This window comes from Microbacterium commune (assembly GCF_014836945.1).
Taxonomy (GTDB): Bacteria; Actinomycetota; Actinomycetes; order Actinomycetales; family Microbacteriaceae; genus Microbacterium; species Microbacterium commune.
The window spans coordinates 781,468-799,716 of record NZ_JACSPX010000001.1; the positions used below are offsets into that span (position 1 = coordinate 781,468).

At 70.1% G+C, this 18,249-nt stretch carries 16 protein-coding genes; 8 read left to right on the forward strand and 8 right to left on the reverse strand.

The window, feature by feature from the left end; all coding sequences use genetic code 11:
• Positions 1 to 39 precede the first annotated feature (39 nt).
• Positions 40 to 738 (forward strand): peptidylprolyl isomerase, encoded by a 699-nt coding sequence (locus tag H9633_RS03570; protein ID WP_318247182.1) that lies wholly within the window; start codon positions 40 to 42, stop codon positions 736 to 738.
• 196 nt (positions 739 to 934) lie between these two features.
• Here H9633_RS03570 and H9633_RS03575 read toward each other — a convergent pair whose 3' ends face one another.
• On the reverse strand, positions 935 to 1,891 hold the full coding sequence (locus H9633_RS03575; protein ID WP_191712120.1) for a hypothetical protein: 957 nt from the start codon (positions 1,889 to 1,891) through the stop codon (positions 935 to 937).
• A 1-nt stretch (position 1,892) separates the two neighbouring features.
• Positions 1,893 to 2,228, reverse strand: a complete 336-nt coding sequence (locus H9633_RS03580) for a PadR family transcriptional regulator (protein ID WP_071644049.1) — start codon at positions 2,226 to 2,228, stop codon at positions 1,893 to 1,895.
• A 77-nt stretch (positions 2,229 to 2,305) separates the two neighbouring features.
• On the opposite strand from H9633_RS03580, the gene H9633_RS03585 reads away from it, so the two are divergent.
• The 3 genes from H9633_RS03585 to H9633_RS03595 all read left to right on the forward strand — a co-directional run bounded on the left by H9633_RS03585 (position 2,306) and on the right by H9633_RS03595 (position 4,468).
• On the forward strand, positions 2,306 to 3,166 hold the full coding sequence (locus tag H9633_RS03585) for a GNAT family N-acetyltransferase (RefSeq protein ID WP_191712121.1): 861 nt from the start codon (positions 2,306 to 2,308) through the stop codon (positions 3,164 to 3,166).
• Positions 3,163 to 3,324 (forward strand): hypothetical protein, encoded by a 162-nt coding sequence (locus H9633_RS03590; protein ID WP_177243771.1) that lies wholly within the window; start codon positions 3,163 to 3,165, stop codon positions 3,322 to 3,324. The genes H9633_RS03585 and H9633_RS03590 overlap by 4 nt, the downstream gene beginning before the upstream one ends.
• Before the next feature lie 163 nt (positions 3,325 to 3,487).
• A complete protein-coding gene (locus H9633_RS03595) occupies positions 3,488 to 4,468 on the forward strand; it encodes an o-succinylbenzoate synthase (protein WP_191712122.1) in 981 nt (326 codons plus the stop codon).
• A gap of 47 nt (positions 4,469 to 4,515) precedes the next feature.
• On the opposite strand, the gene H9633_RS03600 is transcribed toward H9633_RS03595, so the two are convergent.
• Positions 4,516 to 5,127, reverse strand: a complete 612-nt coding sequence (locus H9633_RS03600; protein ID WP_191712123.1) for a TetR/AcrR family transcriptional regulator — start codon at positions 5,125 to 5,127, stop codon at positions 4,516 to 4,518.
• A 104-nt stretch (positions 5,128 to 5,231) separates the two neighbouring features.
• Here H9633_RS03600 and H9633_RS03605 point away from each other — a divergent pair, with 104 nt between their 5' ends.
• Complete coding sequence (locus H9633_RS03605) at positions 5,232 to 7,952, forward strand: MMPL family transporter (protein ID WP_191712124.1); 2,721 nt, start codon at positions 5,232 to 5,234, stop codon at positions 7,950 to 7,952.
• Positions 7,949 to 9,940, forward strand: a complete 1,992-nt coding sequence (locus tag H9633_RS03610) for a YhgE/Pip domain-containing protein (protein ID WP_191712125.1) — start codon at positions 7,949 to 7,951, stop codon at positions 9,938 to 9,940. The genes H9633_RS03605 and H9633_RS03610 overlap by 4 nt, the downstream gene beginning before the upstream one ends.
• A gap of 179 nt (positions 9,941 to 10,119) precedes the next feature.
• On the opposite strand, the gene ccsB is transcribed toward H9633_RS03610, so the two are convergent.
• The 5 genes from ccsB to H9633_RS03635 all read right to left on the reverse strand — a co-directional run bounded on the left by ccsB (position 10,120) and on the right by H9633_RS03635 (position 14,966).
• On the reverse strand, positions 10,120 to 11,124 hold the full coding sequence (ccsB, locus tag H9633_RS03615) for a c-type cytochrome biogenesis protein CcsB (RefSeq protein WP_191712126.1): 1,005 nt from the start codon (positions 11,122 to 11,124) through the stop codon (positions 10,120 to 10,122).
• Position 11,125: 1 nt separating this feature from the next.
• Positions 11,126 to 12,841, reverse strand: a complete 1,716-nt coding sequence (gene resB / locus H9633_RS03620; protein ID WP_191712127.1) for a cytochrome c biogenesis protein ResB — start codon at positions 12,839 to 12,841, stop codon at positions 11,126 to 11,128.
• The gene (locus H9633_RS03625; protein WP_191712128.1) at positions 12,822 to 13,583 is read right to left on the reverse strand and encodes a cytochrome c biogenesis CcdA family protein; all 762 of its coding nucleotides are present in this window, start codon (positions 13,581 to 13,583) and stop codon (positions 12,822 to 12,824) included. Before H9633_RS03625 ends, resB begins: the two co-directional genes overlap by 20 nt.
• Positions 13,580 to 14,200 carry a TlpA family protein disulfide reductase gene (locus H9633_RS03630; RefSeq protein ID WP_318247183.1) on the reverse strand — a complete coding sequence of 207 codons (621 nt, stop codon included), beginning with the start codon at positions 14,198 to 14,200 and terminating at the stop codon, positions 13,580 to 13,582. The genes H9633_RS03625 and H9633_RS03630 overlap by 4 nt, the downstream gene beginning before the upstream one ends.
• A 124-nt stretch (positions 14,201 to 14,324) precedes the next feature.
• Positions 14,325 to 14,966 (reverse strand): histidine phosphatase family protein, encoded by a 642-nt coding sequence (locus tag H9633_RS03635; RefSeq protein WP_191712129.1) that lies wholly within the window; start codon positions 14,964 to 14,966, stop codon positions 14,325 to 14,327.
• Between the two features lie 99 nt (positions 14,967 to 15,065).
• Between H9633_RS03635 and aspS the strand changes: the two genes are divergently transcribed.
• Complete coding sequence (gene aspS, locus H9633_RS03640) at positions 15,066 to 16,841, forward strand: aspartate--tRNA ligase (RefSeq protein ID WP_191712130.1); 1,776 nt, start codon at positions 15,066 to 15,068, stop codon at positions 16,839 to 16,841.
• A 213-nt stretch (positions 16,842 to 17,054) separates the two neighbouring features.
• Positions 17,055 to 18,191: an ABC transporter substrate-binding protein gene (locus tag H9633_RS03645; protein WP_191712131.1), complete on the forward strand. Its 1,137-nt coding sequence runs from the start codon at positions 17,055 to 17,057 to the stop codon at positions 18,189 to 18,191.
• Positions 18,192 to 18,249 lie beyond the last annotated feature (58 nt).

Consider the following 18,249-nt stretch of genomic DNA (forward strand, 5'->3'; position numbering starts at 1 on the left):
CGACCGGGTCGGTGCGACCGGGTCGCGTACGATCGTGGCGTGCGCCTGACAACTCACCTCCGCCGTTCCGTGCTCGCTCTCACCGCCGCTGCGGCGCTCGCCCTGACGGGCTGCGCGTCGAACCCGGATGCCGGCGAGCCGGGCTCATCGAACCCCGCGCCGTCGTCGACGGCGACCGAGGCATCCGGAACCTGCTCCTACCCGGAAGACGGCCGCCCGGCGTCGCCCGCGGTCGACGCGCCCGCTGCCGAGCCGTCCGAGACCGCCGAGGTGCCGGTCACGGTGGCGACCGGCGTCGGCGAGCTGAAGATGACGCTCGACGCCGCGAAGACGCCGTGCACCGTGAACAGCTTCCTCTCGCTCGCCGAGCAGGGCTACTTCGACGGCACCACCTGCCACCGCCTGACCACCGAGGGCATCTTCGTGCTGCAGTGCGGCGACCCGAGCGCCACGGGGACGGGCGGCCCCGGCTACTCGTTCGCCGACGAGCTGGACGGATCGGAGACGTACGAGGCCGGTACGCTCGCGATGGCGAACGCCGGGCCGGATACGAACGGCTCGCAGTTCTTCGTCGTCTACGCCGACAGCCAGCTTCCGCCGAGCTACACCGTGTTCGGCCACCTCGACGAGGCGTCCACCGCGGTCGTGGCCGACGTCGCCGCCGCTGGAACCGAGACCGGTGGCCCCGACGGAGCCCCGAAGACCCCGGTCATGATCGAGAGCGTCACGAAGGGCTGACGCCGCGCGCCGCGGCGCCGTCTTCTGCGCCGAGACCCCTACTTCGCGGCGAGACCCCCACCTCGGAACGTCCGCAGGTGGGGGTCTCGGCGTTATCTGGGGGTCTCGGCGCTCGGCGGCGGGAGCTCGGCGGTGGGAGGGCGGCCCGGGGCTCGCCGGCGCTCGCCGGCGCTCGCCGCGGGAGGGCGGCCGCGGATCAGCGGGCCAGGCGGGCGCGAGCGGCCTTGCGCCAGCCGTCGATCATGTCGCCGACAGTGATGCCCACGATGCCGATGCCGGTGAGCACGGCGAGGACGATCACGGCGTCATCGCCCACCCCGTTGCTCAGGAACACCTCGTCGACGAAACGCCGGTTGTACAGCGTCCCGTTCATCAGCGCGGTCAGGCCGAGCACCATGACGACTGCCGCCAGGGCGGCGTTGATCCAGGCGAAGGTCATCGTCCAGCGCCCGCGAGCGAAGACCGCGACCGAGAGCACGGCCTCGGCGACGAGCAGCGCCAGCAGCGCGCCGATGCCCCACGGCCAGAGCCCAGGGTTCAGGATCGACAGCGGCTCATCGGCGGAGGCCGTCCAGCCGCGCAGCTGATCCCACACGAGCACCCCGGCGAACAGCGCGAGCATGATCAGCGAGGCGATCAGATCGGCGTGCCCGGTGCCGTTCTGCGGATCTTCGGGCAGCTGATCGACGCTCCACCTGACGCCGGTGTCGGCGCCCGTCCGCTCGAGGATGAAGAAGACCAGCGTCGTCCAGAACGAGACGTGCACGATCACCGACAGGGCGACGACGATGGCCTCGCCGATGATCTCGCCGATGCCCGCGCCGGCCAGCGCCTGCGCGATCGCGACCCCGCCGACTGCGCAGGCCGGCACGATTGCGAGCAGGATCTTCAGCAGCCGCCACCAGGTCAGGTAGTACTTCGGCCCGATCAGATGCAGCGGCCGATCGGCGTATCCCGCGGCGAGCGCCGCGGGATCGCCCAGTTCGGTGAGCACGGCGTGCTCGGCATGCTCTAAAGCCTCGCCATTCGCGGTGCGGGCGTCGACGGCATCCGCGATCGAGGCGCGCAGCTCGTCGCCGACCTCCTTCTGCAGCCCGGCTGGGAGGCTCCGCACGGTGGCGGCGATGTACCGGTCGGTCAGTGTGGCGGTCATGTCAGTTCTCCTGGTCGCGGAGCGCGGCGGTCGCGGCGGCGATGGCCGCGACCTCCTGAGTCAGTGTGGTCGCGAGGCGGACGCCCGCCTCGGAGGTGCGGTAGAACTTTCGGGGCCTCGCCTCGTCTGTGTTCCACTCGCTGTCGAGATAGCCCTGCTTCTCGAGTCGGCGCAGCAGCGGGTAGAGCGTGTTGGCATCGGTGGGGAAGCCGGCGGATGCCAGCTGCTCAAGCAGGCCGTACCCGTAACCCGGGGTGCGCAGCAGCTGCAGGCTGGCGAGCACGATGGTGCCTCGCCGCAGCTCCTGCAGATGGACGTCGAACTCGCTGTCGCTCATGCGAGAGACTATATTGTGTGACACACACCATTGTCAATGGCACATTGATGGTCACATCGCGACCGTAGTCTGGGGCGATGAACACCTCGGTGCAGATCCGCCGCGTCGATCCGTTCCACACCGTCGAGCACAATCTGTGGTGGCAGGCCTATGCCGAGGCCAAGCGCGCCGACATGGGCGAGAACGCGCTGATCTGGACCCTCGAAGAGAGCCGCGCCGAGATGCAGCAGCGCTCCGAGACCACCGAGCGTCGCACCTACGTCGCCGTGCTCGACGGCGCGGTCGTGGGCGGCGGATCGCTCGCCCTGAGCCTGAAAGACAACCTGCGCTCAGCCGCCCTCGGCGTGACCGTGCCGCTCGCCCATCGTCGACGGGGTGTCGGCTCCGCCCTGCTCGCGCACATCGAGGCCGAGGCGGCTGACGCCGATCGCACGACCCTGCGCGCGGAGACGGAGTGGCCGGCATCCGAGCCCGACGACGGCGCCGGGCAGCCGGGAATCGAATTCGCGCGACGGCACGGATACACGCTCGCCCTCAGCGACCTGCAGAACCGCCTCGAGCTGCCGGTCGATGACGCGATCATCGACGAGCTGCTCGAGGCGGCACCCGCCGAGCGGTACGCGATCCGCAGCTGGGTCGGTCCGGTGCCCGACGAGATCGTCGCCGAGTGGGCGGCTCTCGACGCCGTTCTCGACACCGAGGCGCCGACCGGCGAGCTCGACATCGAGGCCGCATCAGCCGACGTCGCCGACTACCGCGCCGACGAGCAGATGCAGGCCATGCAGGGCCGCACATCGTTCGGAACGGTGGCTCTGACGGCGACGGCCGGGTCGCCGCGTACACGCAGCTCGTCGTCTCGGGCGACGACGGCAACGCGTACCAGTGGGGCACTCTCGTGCGCCGCGAGGACCGCGGCCACCGTCTCGGCCTGCGCGTGAAGCTCGAGAACCTGCGGATGCTGCAGCGCCACTCCCCGGAGACGCCGCGCATCTACACCTACAACGCCGCGTCGAATGCGCACATGCTCGCCGTCAACACCCGCCTCGGCTTCCGGCCCACCGGTCGCCTCGGCGAGCTGCAGAAGAAGGCCGGCTGACCTCCGCTGCCGACACCCCCGGTTCCCGTCGACACCCCTACCTGCGGGCTTACGCATCCAGGGGTGTCGGCACGAGATGGGGGTGTGGGCGAGGTGGGGGGCGTGAGCACGAGATGGGGTGTCGACGAAGAGCCCGGGCCGGATGCGCGGGCATGATGGACGCATGACGCCGCCCCTCGCCGACCTGCTCGCGACCGCCCGCGTGGTCGCCCTGCCGATGAACACGCGCTTCCGCGGCGTCGACGTGCGCGAGGCGCTGCTGTTCGAGGGACCGCAGGGCTGGGCCGAGTTCTCGCCCTTCGTCGAGTACCCCGACGCCGAGGCCGCCACCTGGCTCGCTGCGGCGATCAACTTCGCCTGGCACGAGCAGCCCCGGGCGCTGCGTGAGCGCATCCCCGTCAACGCCACCGTGCCGGCCGTCGAGGCGGCGCGCGTGCCCGAGGTGCTCGCCCGATTCGACGGATGCCGCACCGCCAAGGTCAAGGTGGCCGAGCGCGGCCAGGCGCTGGCCGACGACATCGCCCGCGTGCGCGCCGTACGCGCGCAGGTGGGGCCTGAAGGGCGGATCCGCGTCGACGCGAACGCCGGCTGGAACGTCGACGAGGCCGAGCACGCCATCCACGCTCTCGCCGAGTTCGATCTCGAGTACGCCGAGCAGCCCTGCGCGTCGGTCGACGAGCTCGCGGAGCTGCGCCGTCGGGTGAAGCACATGGGCATCCCGATCGCCGCCGACGAGAGCATCCGCAAGGCCGATGATCCGCTGGCGGTCGCCCGCGCCGGCGCCGCGGATCTCGTCGTCATCAAGGCGCAGCCGCTCGGCGGCATCCGGCGAGCGCTCGACATCGTCGCGCAGGCAGGGCTGCCGGCGGTCGTCTCGAGCGCGCTCGACACCGCAGTGGGGCTGTCGCAGGGGGCGGCGCTCGCGGCATCCCTCCCCTCTCTCGAGTTCGACTGCGGGCTGGGCACCGCCTCGCTCTTCACCGACGACGTCGCCGACGCCCGCCCGGTGGGCGGCTCGGTGTCTGCGGCGCGGGTGATTCCGGATGCCGGTGCACTGGCACGCCTGGAGGCACCGGCTGAGCGGCGCGACTGGTGGCTGGCGCGTCTCGAGCGCTGCCACGCGCTGCTGGATGCCCGAGGCTGAGGCCGTCGACCAGAACCGGCGACCAGAGCAGGCGAATAGGCCTGCGTCTAGAGGCGGATCAGCTCGACTATGCGGCCGAGGGCCTCGCTGCCCGTGCGGCGTAGTCGATCCGAATCCTCGCCGCTCATCGCGCCGCGCACGATCATCCCCTCCCACACGATCATCAGCAGCCGGGCCGCCTCCTCCGCGCCGATGCGCAGAGTGATCTGCCCCGTGTCGACGATCTCCTGAATGATGGCGGCGATACTGCCCACCATCTCGTCCTCCTGTGCGAGGTACGCGGCGCCGAATCCCGGATCCCGCAGCGCACGGATGCGGATCTCGCTCATCATCATCACGCCGACGCGGTCATCGGCGCCGGAGTCCATGATCTGCTGCACGAGGTCGGCCGGGTCGCAGTCGTCGATGGCGTTCTGGCCGACGAGGGCCGAGACCCGCTCGCGGACGGCCTGCAGGCGCGCTTCGCCGACCGACGCGGCGAGCTCGAGGAACAGGGCGTCCTTCGACTCGAAGTTCGAGTAGAACGCACCGCGGGTGAATCCGGCCCGCTCGCAGACGGCCTCGACGGTGGCGCCCTCCAGGCCCATTTCGGCGAACACCTGCGCAGCCGCCTCGAGCAGGCGCGCGCGGGTGTTCTCACGGCTGCGCGTCGTCGACATCGGCTCCTCCTTCACATCGGGTGCACAGCATCCGGCATCCCGATGCCCTTACGATACATCTACGTATTCAATACAGACATGTATCGAGATTCTGCGGAGGCCGCGTGTCCACCCTTCTCTCCTCGCTCGGCCGATGGTCGTTCCGCCACCCCTGGCGTGTGCTCGTCGCCTGGCTGATCGTGCTCGGCGTCGCGGGCGGCGGCGCGGTGGGGCTCGGCGCGGGAACAGACAACACGTTCTCCATCCCCGGCACCGAGTCGCAGGCCGGACTCGAGCAGCTGCAGCGTACCTTCCCCCAGGTGAGCGGCACGAACGCCCAGTTCATCGTGGTCGCCGCCGACGGCGATGACGTCACTGATACCGCGTACCGCGACGACATCGAGAGCACTGTGCGGGCTCTCGAGCGCATCGACGGAGTGCTCGCCGTGACGTCGCCCTACGACGAGAACATCACCGGCATGGTCAACAACGAGAAGACCGCCGCGATCGTGCGCCTGCAGTTCGACGGGCAGTCGACGGACGTGCCGGACAGCGTGAAAGACGACCTGCAGCAGCGCGTCGACGACCTCGCCACGGCGCTGCCGGACGGATCGCAGGCGGCGCTCGGCGGCGACCTGTTCGCCACGTCGATCCCCACCGTCACGATCACCGAGGCGATCGGCCTGCTCATCGCCCTGCTCGTGCTGATCGTGACGTTCCGCTCGTTCGTCGTCGCGGGCCTTCCCCTGCTGACCGCCGTGCTCGGCGTCGGCATCTCGATGGCCGGCATCTTCGCCGCCACGGCATTCGCGACCGTCTCGTCGACCACTCCCCTGCTCGCGCTCATGCTCGGCCTCGCGGTCGGCATCGACTACGCGCTGTTCATCGTCGCCCGGCACCAGGATCAGGTGCGCGATGGCGTCGATCCCGAGCAGTCCGCCGCACGAGCCGTCGGCACGGCCGGCTCGGCCGTCGTGTTCGCCGGAGTCACGGTGCTGATCGCCCTGATCGGGCTCGGTTTCGCGGGCATCCCGTTCCTGACGACCATGGGCGTCGCCGCCTCGGTCGCCGTGGCGATCGCCGTCGCCATCTCGGTCACGCTCACCCCCGCGATGCTCGGTTTCGTCAAGGGTCGCGTCGCCGGGCGCCCGCGCCGCGCGCGCCGGAAGACGGATGCCGCACCTCGGCCCACCTTCTCGCGGCGCTGGGTGGACGCCATCACGAAGCGTCCGGTCATGGTCGCCACGGCGGTGATCGTCGGTCTCGGCGTCGTCGCGATCCCGGCCCTCAGCCTCAACCTCGCACTGCCCAACGCCGGCGTGCTGCCGAAGGGATCCGAGGCGCGCATCAGCTACGACCTCACCGCAGAGGAATTCGGCCCCGGCTTCAACGGCCCGCTGATCCTCACCGGCACGATCGTCACCTCCACCGATCCGCTGAACCTCATGCAGGATCTCGGCGACGAGGTCGAGAAGCTGCCCGGCGTGCGCGAGGTCGCCCTGGCCACCCCGAACGAGACGGCCGACACCGGCATCGTGCAGATCATCCCCGAGACCGCCCCCGACGACCCCGCCACCAGCGACCTCGTGCGCGAACTGCGCTCGCACCACGACGAGTGGCTCGACGAGTACGGCATCGACCTGAAGGTCACCGGATTCACCGCCGTCGCGATCGACATCTCCGATCAGCTCGGCTCGGCGCTGCTTCCGTTCGGCATCTTCGTGATCGGCCTGTCGCTGATCCTGCTGGCGATCGTCTTCCGCTCGATCTGGGTGCCGGTCACCGCGGCGATCGGCTATCTGCTCTCGATCGCCGCCGCGTTCGGCGTCGTCGCCGCGGTCTTCGAGTGGGGCTGGTTCGCGGATGCCCTGCACGTCGCGCGCACGGGCCCGATCATCAGCTTCATGCCTATCGTGCTGATGGGTGTGCTGTTCGGCCTGGCCATGGACTACCAGGTGTTCCTCGTCTCGCGGATGCGCGAGGACTTCGTGCACGCCGCCGGCTCTGGTCGCGCTGCGGCCGTCGAGGCGGTGCGATCCGGCTTCGCCGGCACCGCCCGCGTGGTCACGGCGGCGGCGCTCATCATGTTCGCAGTCTTCGTCGCGTTCGTGCCGGAGGGCGACTCGTCGCTCAAACCGATCGCCCTCGGGCTCGCCGCGGGCATCGCGATCGACGCGTTCCTCGTGCGCATGACGCTGATCCCCGCGGTGATGGCGATCCTCGGCGATCGCGCGTGGCGCATCCCGCGGTGGATGCAGCGCATCCTGCCGCACGTCGACATCGAGGGCGAGGCGGTCGAGCGCGAGCGCGCGCTCGAGGCGTGGCCGGGTGACGGGAGCGTCCTCGCGGCCGACGACCTCGTCGTCGACGAGGCCGACATCCACCGGGCGCACCTGCGCCTCGCGCCGGGTGGTTCGCTGGTCGTCACCGGAACGACGTCGCGCGCGCTGCGCGCCCTGGCTCTCGTGCTGGCGGGACGGGTGACGCCGGATGCCGGCAGGCTGCGCATCGCCGGACACCTGCTGCCCGGTCGCGCGGTGTGGGTGCGCGCGCACGTCGGCGTCGCGCTGCTCGACCAGCCGGATGCCCCCGCTCACGTCGGCGAGGCGCTGCGCGGTCACACGGCGCTGGTCATCCTGCACGGCATCGAGCGCATGTCGCTCTCGCACCGCGACCAGATCGCCGCGCAGCTGCGCGACGCCGGTGACGCTCTCGCCGTGGTCTTCACCACGACCGATCCGGATGCCGCGCAGCGGCTGCTCGTCGATGCCGGCCGCGCCCCGGCATCCGTCTCGGATCTGTCCCGCACTTCCGTCCTTCCCGACCCGACCGAGGTGACCGCATGAGTCTTCCCATCGAACGCGCACGCTCCCGGCGACCGATCACCTGGCTGACGCTCATCGGGGTGCTGCTGCTGCCCGCGATGATCGGCGGGATCCTCGTCGCCGCCCTGCACGACCCGACCGACCGCCTCGAGGAGATGACCGCCGCGGTCGTCAACCTCGACAAGCCGGTCACCATCGACGGGCAGTACACCCCGCTCGGCCGTCAGCTCGCCGCAGGACTCGTGGAGGGCTCGGATGAGCTCGACTCGAACCTCACGTGGGTCATCTCGAACGAGGACGATGCTGCCGAGGGCATGGCCGACGGCCGCTACCAGGCGATCGTGACGATCCCGAAGTCGTTCTCGAAGGACGCCACCTCGGCGGGTGTCGCCCTGCAGGACGGTGAGGCAACCGCCGAGCAGGCCGAGATCAGCGTCACCTCCCCGCCCGACGGGCGCGTGGCCGACGGGCTGATCAGCCAGCAGATCGCCTCGGTCGCCGCCTCGACCCTCGGCACGATGCTGAGCGAGGCGACGGTCGGCAACGTGCTGATCGGCTTCAAGACCATCGGCGACCAGATCGGGGATGCCGCCGACGGCGCCGACCAGCTCGCCGCCGGTGCACGCTCTGCGGCCGACGGCGCGGCCGAGATCCCGGGCGGCGCGGCGCAGCTGGCCGACGGGGCGAACAAGCTCGCAGACGGCGCGGGTGAGCTCGCGGGTGGCCTGAGCACGATCGCCGGGAAGGCGCGCGAAGCCGGTTCGGGCGCGACGCAGCTCGGACAGGGTCTGATCTCGGGTGCGGCGGCGCTGGAGAGCGGCGGACTCGTGCCGGGTCAGCTGCTGGATGCCGCGAACGGGGCCAAGCAGGCCACCGCCGGGGTCGACAGCGGAGTCGCGAAGCTCTCAAGCGGCATCGACCAGCTCGTCATGCTGTGCTCCACCCGCACGCCCGGGATCGATCCCGCCGGCGACCAGGTGTGCGGTGCTCTGAAGACCCTCCAGACGGATCAGAAGGAGGGTCTGCCCGCTCTGAGGACTGGCACCGCGGGAGCCTCGGCGGCCGCAGCGGGAACAGCGGACGGGCTCACGCAGCTGAGCACCGAGGCCCCCAAGGCCGTCGCCGGCCAGCTGCGTACGGCCGGTGCGGCGGCATCCCAGCTCGGCAGCGGACTGGGCCAGCTCGCCGACGGAGTGGGCCAGTCGGCGACCGGGGCATCGGGCCTCGCTGAAGGCGCGTCGCAGCTCGGCGACGGCATCACCGCCCTCGGCGACGGTGCGGGTGAGCTCTCGAGCGGACTCGACGACCTGGCATCCGGCACCGACGAGCTCGCCGAGGGCCTGCGCACCGCGTCGACCTCGCTGCCGTCGTTCGACGACGAGCAGTCGACCTCCCTCGCGTCGGTGATCGCCGACCCGGTCACCTCGAGCTCCGACACGAACGACTTCTTCGGTCCGGCGACGATCCCCCTGCTGTCGGCCGTCGTGCTGTGGTTCGGGGCGCTGGCGTCCTTCGTCGTGCTGCGGGCGGTTCCCGGCAGCGCGCTCACCTCGCGACGCTCGTCGGCCGGCATGGTGCTGCGCGGGTTCTGGCCCGCCGCGGCGATCGGTGCGGCGCAGGGCCTGCTGGCCGCACTGGTCGTGCAGCTGGTCGTGGCGTACGACGCGGCGACGTGGTGGGGCTTCGCCGGTTTCGCGATCATCGTCGGCATCGCCTTCGCCGCGATCAACCAGGCGCTCGTCGCCGTGCTCGGCGGCATCGGTCGCTGGATCAGCGCCCTGGTGGGCGTGCTGGCATTCGCGACGAGCCTCATCTCGACGGTGCCCGACTGGCTCGCGGGCCTCGGCGCCGCGATGCCGACGGCGCCCGCTCTGAGCGGGCTGATCGAGCCGAGCGGTGCGGCCTTCGCCGGGCTGGTCGTGTGGGCTGTGCTGTCGCTCGGTGCCGCCACCATCGCGGTGGCCACCCGGCGCACGACGTCAGCGAAGGCCGTGCTGGCCGCGGCCTAGCATCCGGACGCCTGCGGCCTGCCTCTGCGGGCGCAGGCGAACAGACGAGGGCAGGACGGATCCGATGATCCAGGTCCTGCCCTCGTCTGTTCTCCTGCGTGCCCGCCGCGTGGGTGGCCTCGTAGGCGAAGAGCACGGCTCAGCTCAGCTCAGCTCAGCTCAGCTCAGCTCAGCTCAGCTCAGCTCAGGCCGGAGTACGCGTGGAGGCCCTTGAAGAAGACGTTCACGATCGCGAAGTTGAAGATCACGGCGGTGAATCCGGTGATCGAGAGCCATGCTGACGGGTTGCCGCGCCAGCCGCGCGTCGCGCGGGCGTGGATGTACCCGGCGTAGAGCACCCAGATGATGAACGTCCAGGTCTCCTTCACGTCGAAGCCCCAGTAGCGACCCCAGGCGTCCTGCGCCCAGATCGAGCCGGCGATCAGCGTGAAGGTCCAGAAGATGAAGCCCACGACCGTGAAGTGGTACGCCATGTTCTCGAGACGCACCGTGTTCGGCAGTGTGCGCAGGAACCCCGGACCCGCGTTCTCGACGCCGCCCGCGATGCGACGCTCGCGCCGCGACTGCATGAGCTGCATGACCGACAGAGCGAAGGCGAGCGCGAACAGGGCGGTCGACAGCGATGCCACGAACACGTGGATCACGAGCCACACCGACTTCAGCGGGTCGACCAGCGGGGTGACCGCGACGTAGAAGTTCGCCGCGGCGGCCCCCAGCAGCACGACCACGAGCCCCGAGATGAACGTTCCCAGGTAGCGCAGGTCGATGCGGGTGAGCACCACGAGGTACACGGCCATGATCAGCAGCGTGCCGACCATCGCGAACTCGTACAGGTTCGCCCACGGCACGCGTCCGGCGGCGAAGCCGCGGGTCAGCGTCGACGTGAGATGGAACAGCCAGCCGAGGATCGCCAGCGCCGTGCCGATGCGGGCGAAGATGTAGCGCGGCGTGCCGCTCTTCGCCTTCCCGCTCCTGGCTGCGCCGCCTGCGGCGGTTCCGGATGCCGGCGAGCCGGCGCCACGGGCATCCGCTCCCCCGGCTGCGACCAGCACCGGCGTCTCGACCTCTGCGATCGTCGCGGAGGAGCGACGGGCGAGGTCGAAGGCGTAGGCGATGAACGAGCCGGCGTAGACGGCGATGGCCGTCCACAGCGTGAGGATCGAGATCGAATCGAGGTCGGGCATGTCATGCTCCCTTCGCGGGGGTCGAGCCTTCGGGCGCGGCCGCTTCGAGAAGCCGCTCGTGTCCGCGGACGAGGTCGTCAACGGCGGCGGCGAGGGTCGGATCGTCGCCGCGCGCGAGTGCGGCGTACTCGAGGTGGGTGCCGTCGTCGGCGGTGGTGGCCTTCACCCACATGCGTCGACGCGGCACGAAAAGGGCCAGCCCCAGGCCGGCGAGGGCGAGCAGCGCGAACGCCAGCACCCACGGCGCCGACGCGTCGTGGTGGATCTGCAGGGAGACGTAGCGCTTGACCGACTGCAGCGTGTCTTTCGCGCCCTTCGGCGACACGTTCTCGAACGTGACGGTGCCGAGCCCGTTGGGCAGGTCGGCCGTCTCACCGGGCTGCAGCTCGATCGACTCGGTGTCGGTGGTGCGGCCGTTGAGCTTCTCGAGACCGTCGGTGTCGAGCTCGAACACCGAGACCGGCTTGCCGCCGTCGACGCCGAGATCGCCCTGATACACGTCCAGCGTCAGCAGCGGAAGGTTCAGCGCGCCGTGCACCGAGGTGTACGCGCCGCTCTTCATCTTCAGCGGTGTCGGGTAGAGGAAGCCGATCATGCCGAGCTGCTCGGGCATGCCGTCGGTGACCTTCACCACGCCGAGCGAGGTCATCGCGCTGTCCTGCGGCAGGAACTCGACCGGCCCGCTGAACACCGTGTCGCCCTCGGCGTTGCGCACCGTGATGGTCGGTGCGTATCCGTTGCCGAGCAGGTAGACGCTGTCGCCGCCGACGTGCAGCGGGTGGTTCACGCGCACGGTGCCCTTGCTGGTCGAGCCGTCGACGTTTCGCACCGAGAGGTTGGCGGCGAAGTTGCCGGCCTGACCCGCACCGGGGGTGCCGAAATCCTCGTAGGTAACGTCGAACGAGTCGAGCGTGAGCGCGTAGGGCTGGAACGTGTCGTCCGCGACGAAACGACCCCGGTTGATCGAGTTGTAGTCGATCAGGGTGTTCACGTAGCTGGCGCCCTCGATGACCACGCGCTGGCCGGTGTACGCGAAGCCTCCGCCGATGCCGACCGTGACCAGCACGCCGACGAGAGCGATGTGGAAGAGCAGGTTGCCGGTCTCTCGCCAGTACCCGCGCTCGGCCGACACAGACCACGTCGTGCCGCGGTCGTAGCGTGCCACGCGGTACCCGAGCGACTTGAGCTGCTTCTCGGCGACGTCGATCGCCGCGGCCGCGTCGCCGTTCTCCCGGGTCACCGAACGGTGGTGCTCGAGTCGGCCGAGCCGCGCCGGGGTGCGCGGCGGCAACGCGCGCAGCGCCTTCGCGTGGTGCTTGATGCGCGGGATGATGCAGCCGATCAGCGAGACGAACAGCAGCAGGTAGATCGCCGAGAACCAGGGCGACGAGTACACGTCGAACATCCGCATCGCGTCGAGCACGGGGAAGATGTCGGGATTGTTCTGCCGGTACTGCACGACGCCGTTGGGGTCGGCCGTGCGCTGCGGGAACACCGATCCGGGGATCGCGGCGATGGCGAGGATCAGCAGCAGCACCAGCGCGACGCGCATCGACGTCAGCTGGCGCCAGCCCCACCGCAGCCAGCCGACGACGCCCAGCGCGGGCTGATTGATGTCGTTGTCGTCGACGGGCGCGGAGTCGATGTGATCGGAGGGCCGAAGCGGATCGGAGGCGGCCGCCGTGCCGTCGGAGCGATCAGAGGGGGAGGATGACACTGCTCATCACCGCCGTGAGTCGAGACATGATCTGGGTCCACACGCCGGTGACCATCAGCAGGCCCAGCACGATCAGCAGCGCACCGCCGACGATGTTGACGACGCGGATGTGGCGCCGCATGAAGGCGGTCGCGCTGGTCGCCCAGCCGAAGCCGAGCGCGACCAGCAGGAACGGGATGCCGAGGCCGAGCGAGTACGCGACACCGAGCAGTCCGGCGCGCCACGGATCGCCCAGGGTCCAGCCGACGCTGATGATGGCGCCGAGTGTGGGGCCGGTGCACGGCGCCCAGCCGATCGCGAGCGTGAAGCCGAGCAGAGGTGCGCCGATGAGACCGGCGGTCGAGTCGACCCGCATCTTGTACTCGCGCTGCGCGAAGCCGAACATTCCGAGGAAGACCAGGCCCATCAGCACGACGACGCCGCCCAGGACGCGGGTGATCAGGTCGCCCCATTCCAGGAAGAAGACGGATGCCGCGCCGCCGATCACCGTGTAGGCGACGAACACCACCGTGAACCCGGCGATGAACAGGAGGACGCTGAGAAGCATCCGGCGGCGTGGGGAGGTGGATGCGCTGACCTGCGCCGAGGGGGCTGCGGTTCCCGCCGCTCCCCCGAGGAATCCCAGATACCCCGGTACCAGCGGCAGGATGCACGGCGACAGGAACGACACGAGCCCTGCGAGCAGGGCGAGTGGGATGGCGATCCAGAGCGCGCCGGCTCCGATCACGGCATCCGGAGTCACGCCTTCTCCTCGAGGGCGTCCTTGATGAGGGTCGACAGGATCGAGGTGCCGTCGATCGGCCCGATGATGCGCGCGGCGACCCGCCCCTGCCTGTCGAGCACGAGCGTGGTCGGCGGTGCCTGGATCGGCGTCACCCGGGCGAACGCGAGCTTGGCGTCGCCGGTGGTGGCGTCCATGAGGCTCGGGTAGGTGACGCCGTAGGTCTTCGCGAAGGCCTTCGCGGTGTCGGCCTGGTCGTAGATGTTCACGCCGATGAACTGCACGCCGTCGTCCTTGTGCTTCTGCCAGGTCGCCTCGAGGTCTTCGGCTTCGATGCGGCAGGGCCCGCACCCGGCGTACCAGAAGTTCACGACGGCGACCTCGCCGCGGATGTCGTCGCTCGAGAACGTCGTCCCGTCTTCGGTGACCCCGCCGAAATCGACGGGCGCCTTGCGCTCGGCCGCCGGGATCGACTCGACTCGGAAATCGGCGGTCGTGTACGCCTTCTGATCGCCGTTCTTGTACGCCTCGACCATGGGGTCGGGCGCGCAGGCGCTCAGGCCGATGGCGAGCGTCGCGGCGAGCGCTGCGGCGCCGATGCGCCAAGCGCCGCGAAGGGATCGAGCAGGCACGGACACGCTGGGAATCGTACGCGCGGTTCCTATGCGCGCTCTGAGCCGGCCCCCCGGTGGCGTTCGAATCGCTCACCTGGCGGTTTCTGCGCCGAGATCGCCGCCAGGTGAGCGATTCGAAACCGGTGGGTCAGACCGCGCCGAGGTCGACGCCCTTGGCCGCGGGCTCCGCGTAGTCGACCTCACGCCACACGTCGCCGACGCGCTCGAACGAGGTGATGCTCGACAGCGCGCAGCGCCGGGTGCGCGGATCGTGCTGCAGCGTGATGCCCGCGACCGAGAGGTGCGTGATCCAGATCGGCGCCTGGTGCGAGACGAACACGATGTCGCCCTCGTGCACCGCGGCCGCCCGCTCGGCGGCATCCCACGCCTCATCCATCGCCGCGCGCATGCGCGTCGCGACCGACGTGTACGGCTCACCCCAGCTGGGCACCGACGGTCGACGCAGATGCCGCCAGTTGAACGGATTGCGCAGAGCGCGCGACATCCGCTGCCCCTCGAACACGTTGGCGGGTTCGATGATGCGCGCGTCGTGCGTGGCGTCCAGCCCGAACAGCTCGGTGAACGGCTCGGCGGATTCCTGGGTGCGCTCGAGCGGAGAGCAACGCAGTTCGCTCACGGGGCGGCCTGTGGATGCCAGATACTCGGCCGCATCGCGCGCCATCCGGCGCCCAGCCCTGCTCAGGTGGTAATCGGGCAGGCGCCCGTAGAGCACCCGCTTCGGATTGTGCACTTCGCCATGGCGCACCAGGTGGAGTCGTCGTGCCGTCACCCGCCCACCGTATCGCGGGCGAGCACCCCGCCGGATCGGGCGTCACGACCCGCCACGTAGACTGGGCGGGTTCATATCTCCCGATCAGAAGGAATCTCCGTGCTTCGCACACACACGGCAGGCTCACTCGATGCCTCGCACATCGGTCAGACCGTCACCCTCTCGGGCTGGGTCGATCGTCGCCGCGATCACGGAGGCGTCGCGTTCATCGATCTCCGCGATGCATCGGGCATCGCGCAGGTCGTCATCCGCGACGAAGAGGTGGCGCACCCGCTGCGCTCGGAGTTCGTGCTGCAGGTGACCGGCGAGGTCTCGCGCCGCCCCGCGGGCAACGAGAACCCGAACCTGCCGACCGGCGAGATCGAGGTGATCGCGGCTGAGGTGGTCGTTCTCAACGAGTCCGCCCCGCTCCCCTTTCAGGTCTCGAGCGGCCTGGCCGAATCCGACCCGATCGGCGAGGAGGTGCGTCTGAAGCACCGCTACCTCGACCTGCGCCGTCCGAGCCCGGCCGCCGCGATGCGCCTGCGCTCGGACGTCTACAAGGCGATCCGCGACGAGCTGCACGGTCGAGACTTCGTCGAGGTCGAGACCCCGACGCTGACGCGTTCGACCCCCGAGGGCGCCCGCGACTTCCTCGTGCCGGCGCGCCTGCACCCGGGCAGCTGGTACGCCCTGCCGCAGTCGCCGCAGCTGTTCAAGCAGCTGCTCATGGTCGGCGGTGTCGAGAAGTACTTCCAGATCGCCCGCTGCTACCGCGACGAGGACTTCCGCGCCGACCGTCAGCCCGAGTTCACCCAGCTCGACATCGAGATGTCGTTCGTCGAGCAGGAGGACGTCATCGAGATGATGGAGTCCCTCATCGTCGCGATGTGGAAGACCATCGACGTCGACGTGCAGATCCCGCTGCCGCGCATCACCTACGCCGATGCGATGGCCAAGTACGGCTCCGACAAGCCCGACCTGCGGTTCGGCCTCGAGCTCGTCGAAGCGACCGAGTACTTCGCGAACACCCCGTTCCGCGTGTTCCAGTCGGAGTACGTCGGCGCCGTACTGATGCCCGGCGGTGCGTCGCAGCCGCGCAAGACGCTGGATGCCTGGCAGGACTGGGCAAAGCAGCGCGGTGCCCGCGGCCTCGCGTACGTGCTCTTCAACGAAGACGGAACGCTGGGCGGCCCGGTCGCCAAGAACCTCTCCGAGACCGAGCAGGCGGGTCTCGCCGAGCTCGTCGGGGCGAAGCCGGGCGACTGCGCCTTCTTCGCCGCGGGCGAGACGAAGGCCAGCCGCGCACTGCTCGGCGCCGCGCGCGTCGAGATCGGCCGCCGCCTCGAACTGCTCGACCCGAACGTCTTCGCGTTCACCTGGGTCGTCGACGCGCCGATGTTCGAGCCCGCCGGTGACGCCGTGGCGTCCGGCGATGTGGCGGTCGGCTCCGGCTCGTGGACGGCCGTGCATCACGCGTTCACCGGGCCGAAGCCCGAGTTCGAGGCGACGTTCGACACCGACCCGGCATCCGCTCTCGCCTACGCGTACGACATCGTCTGCAACGGCTCCGAGCTGGGCGGCGGCTCGATCCGCATCCACCGCGAAGACGTGCAGAAGCGTGTGTTCAGCGTGATGGGCATCACCGAGGAGCAGGCCGACGAGAAGTTCGGCTTCCTGCTCGAGGCGTTCAGGTTCGGCGCTCCCCCGCACGGCGGCATCGCGCTGGGCATGGACCGCGTCATGCAGCATCTGACGAAGACGGAGTCGATCCGCGAGGTCATCGCCTTCCCGAAGTCGGGTGGCGGCTTCGACCCGCTGACCGAGGCACCCGCGCCGATCACGCCCGAGCAGCGCGCCGAGGCCGGCGTCGACGTCGAATCCGAGGACGCCTGACGCTCAGGCCCCGCCTACCGTCGAGACCCCCGGCTGCTGATGTTGCAGCCGGGGGTCTCGACGTACGAGCAGGGGCAGCGGGCCCCTCACCGATTCGCCCTCAGGACACCTGTCGTTCACCCGGTTCGCGCCACCCGGTAACTCGTGCGCCGTAGCTTCCTCTCGTAACCCGACTCCCGTGCGCGAGCGCGGGAAATCCGAGAGGAAACCCTGATGACCAGCATCACCCGCCGTGCGCGCCTCGTCGCCGGCATCGCCCTCGCGGCCACGGCCGCCCTGGCCTTGACCTCCTGCGCCGCCGACAGCAGCGCAGGCGACAGCGGCTCGTCCGTGGACGCTGCGACCGCAACGTCGCTTGCCGACTTCGGCACCCTCGAAGACCTCGAGGCGGCGGCCAAGGCCGAGGGCGCCCTGAACGTGATCGCGCTGCCGCGCGACTGGGCCAACTACGGCGAGATCCTCGACCTGTTCGCCGAGCGCTACCCCGAGATCACCATCAACGAGGCCTCGCCCGACGTCTCCAGCGCCGAGGAGATCCAGGCCGCAGAGACCAACAAGGGCCTGGACACCGCGCCCGACGTGTTCGACCTCGGACTGGCCGTCGCACTGCAGAGCACAGACACCTTCGCGCCGTACAAGGTCGAGAACTTCGACGAGATCCCCGACGCGCTGAAGGAGCCGACCGGGCTGTTCGTCGGCGACTACGGCGGGTACATGTCGATCGGCTACGACTCGTCGAAGTTCCCCGAGCCCACCTCGCTCGACGATCTCAAGGACGCCGACTTCAGGGGTGCCGTCGCGATCAACGGCGACCCGACCCAGGCCGGCTCCGCGTTCGGCGCCGTGGGCCTCGCCACCGTGCAGTCCGGCGGGGACCTGGACGACTACACGCCCGGAATCGAGTTCTTCGGTGAGCTGCAGAAGGCCGGCAACTTCCTCAAGGTCGATGTGACCCCCGCGACCATCACCAGCGGCGAGACCCCGGTCGTCTTCGACTGGGACTACCTGAACACCGCGGCGGGCAAGGACAACCCCAACTGGAAGGTCATCGTGCTCGACGGCGTCGGCTACGCCTCGTACTACAACCAGGCCATCAACAAGGACGCCCCGCACCCGGCTGCGGCGCGTCTGTGGCAGGAGTTCCTCTACAGCGACGACGTGCAGAACCTGTGGCTGAAGGGCGGCGCCCGTCCGGCGCGCATGGAGGCCATGACCGCAGCGGGCACGATCGACGAGGAGCTCGCGGCCGCGCTGCCCGAGGTCCCCGCCGAGACGGTCGTCCCGGCCGAGAAGCAGTCGACGGATGCCGGCACGCTGCTCGGCGAGAAGTGGGCCGTGGCGGTTCAGTGACCGCGTTGATCACGGGGGCGGATGCCGCGGCATCCGCCCCCACCACCGCCCGGGGGGG

Excerpts from the sequence above, each read along its gene's own strand:
- H9633_RS03645 (WP_191712131.1), top strand. The coding sequence starts at position 17,055 with ATGACCAGCATCACCCGCCGTGCGCGCCTCGTCGCCGGCATCGCCCTC.
- H9633_RS03600 (WP_191712123.1), bottom strand. The coding sequence starts at position 5,127 with ATGTCGACGACGCGCAGCCGTGAGAACACCCGCGCGCGCCTGCTCGAG.
- H9633_RS03585 (WP_191712121.1), top strand. The coding sequence starts at position 2,306 with ATGAACACCTCGGTGCAGATCCGCCGCGTCGATCCGTTCCACACCGTC.
- ccsB (WP_191712126.1), bottom strand. The coding sequence starts at position 11,124 with ATGCCCGACCTCGATTCGATCTCGATCCTCACGCTGTGGACGGCCATC.
- H9633_RS03575 (WP_191712120.1), bottom strand. The coding sequence starts at position 1,891 with ATGACCGCCACACTGACCGACCGGTACATCGCCGCCACCGTGCGGAGC.
- H9633_RS03580 (WP_071644049.1), bottom strand. The coding sequence starts at position 2,228 with ATGAGCGACAGCGAGTTCGACGTCCATCTGCAGGAGCTGCGGCGAGGC.
- H9633_RS03610 (WP_191712125.1), top strand. The coding sequence starts at position 7,949 with ATGAGTCTTCCCATCGAACGCGCACGCTCCCGGCGACCGATCACCTGG.
- H9633_RS03595 (WP_191712122.1), top strand. The coding sequence starts at position 3,488 with ATGACGCCGCCCCTCGCCGACCTGCTCGCGACCGCCCGCGTGGTCGCC.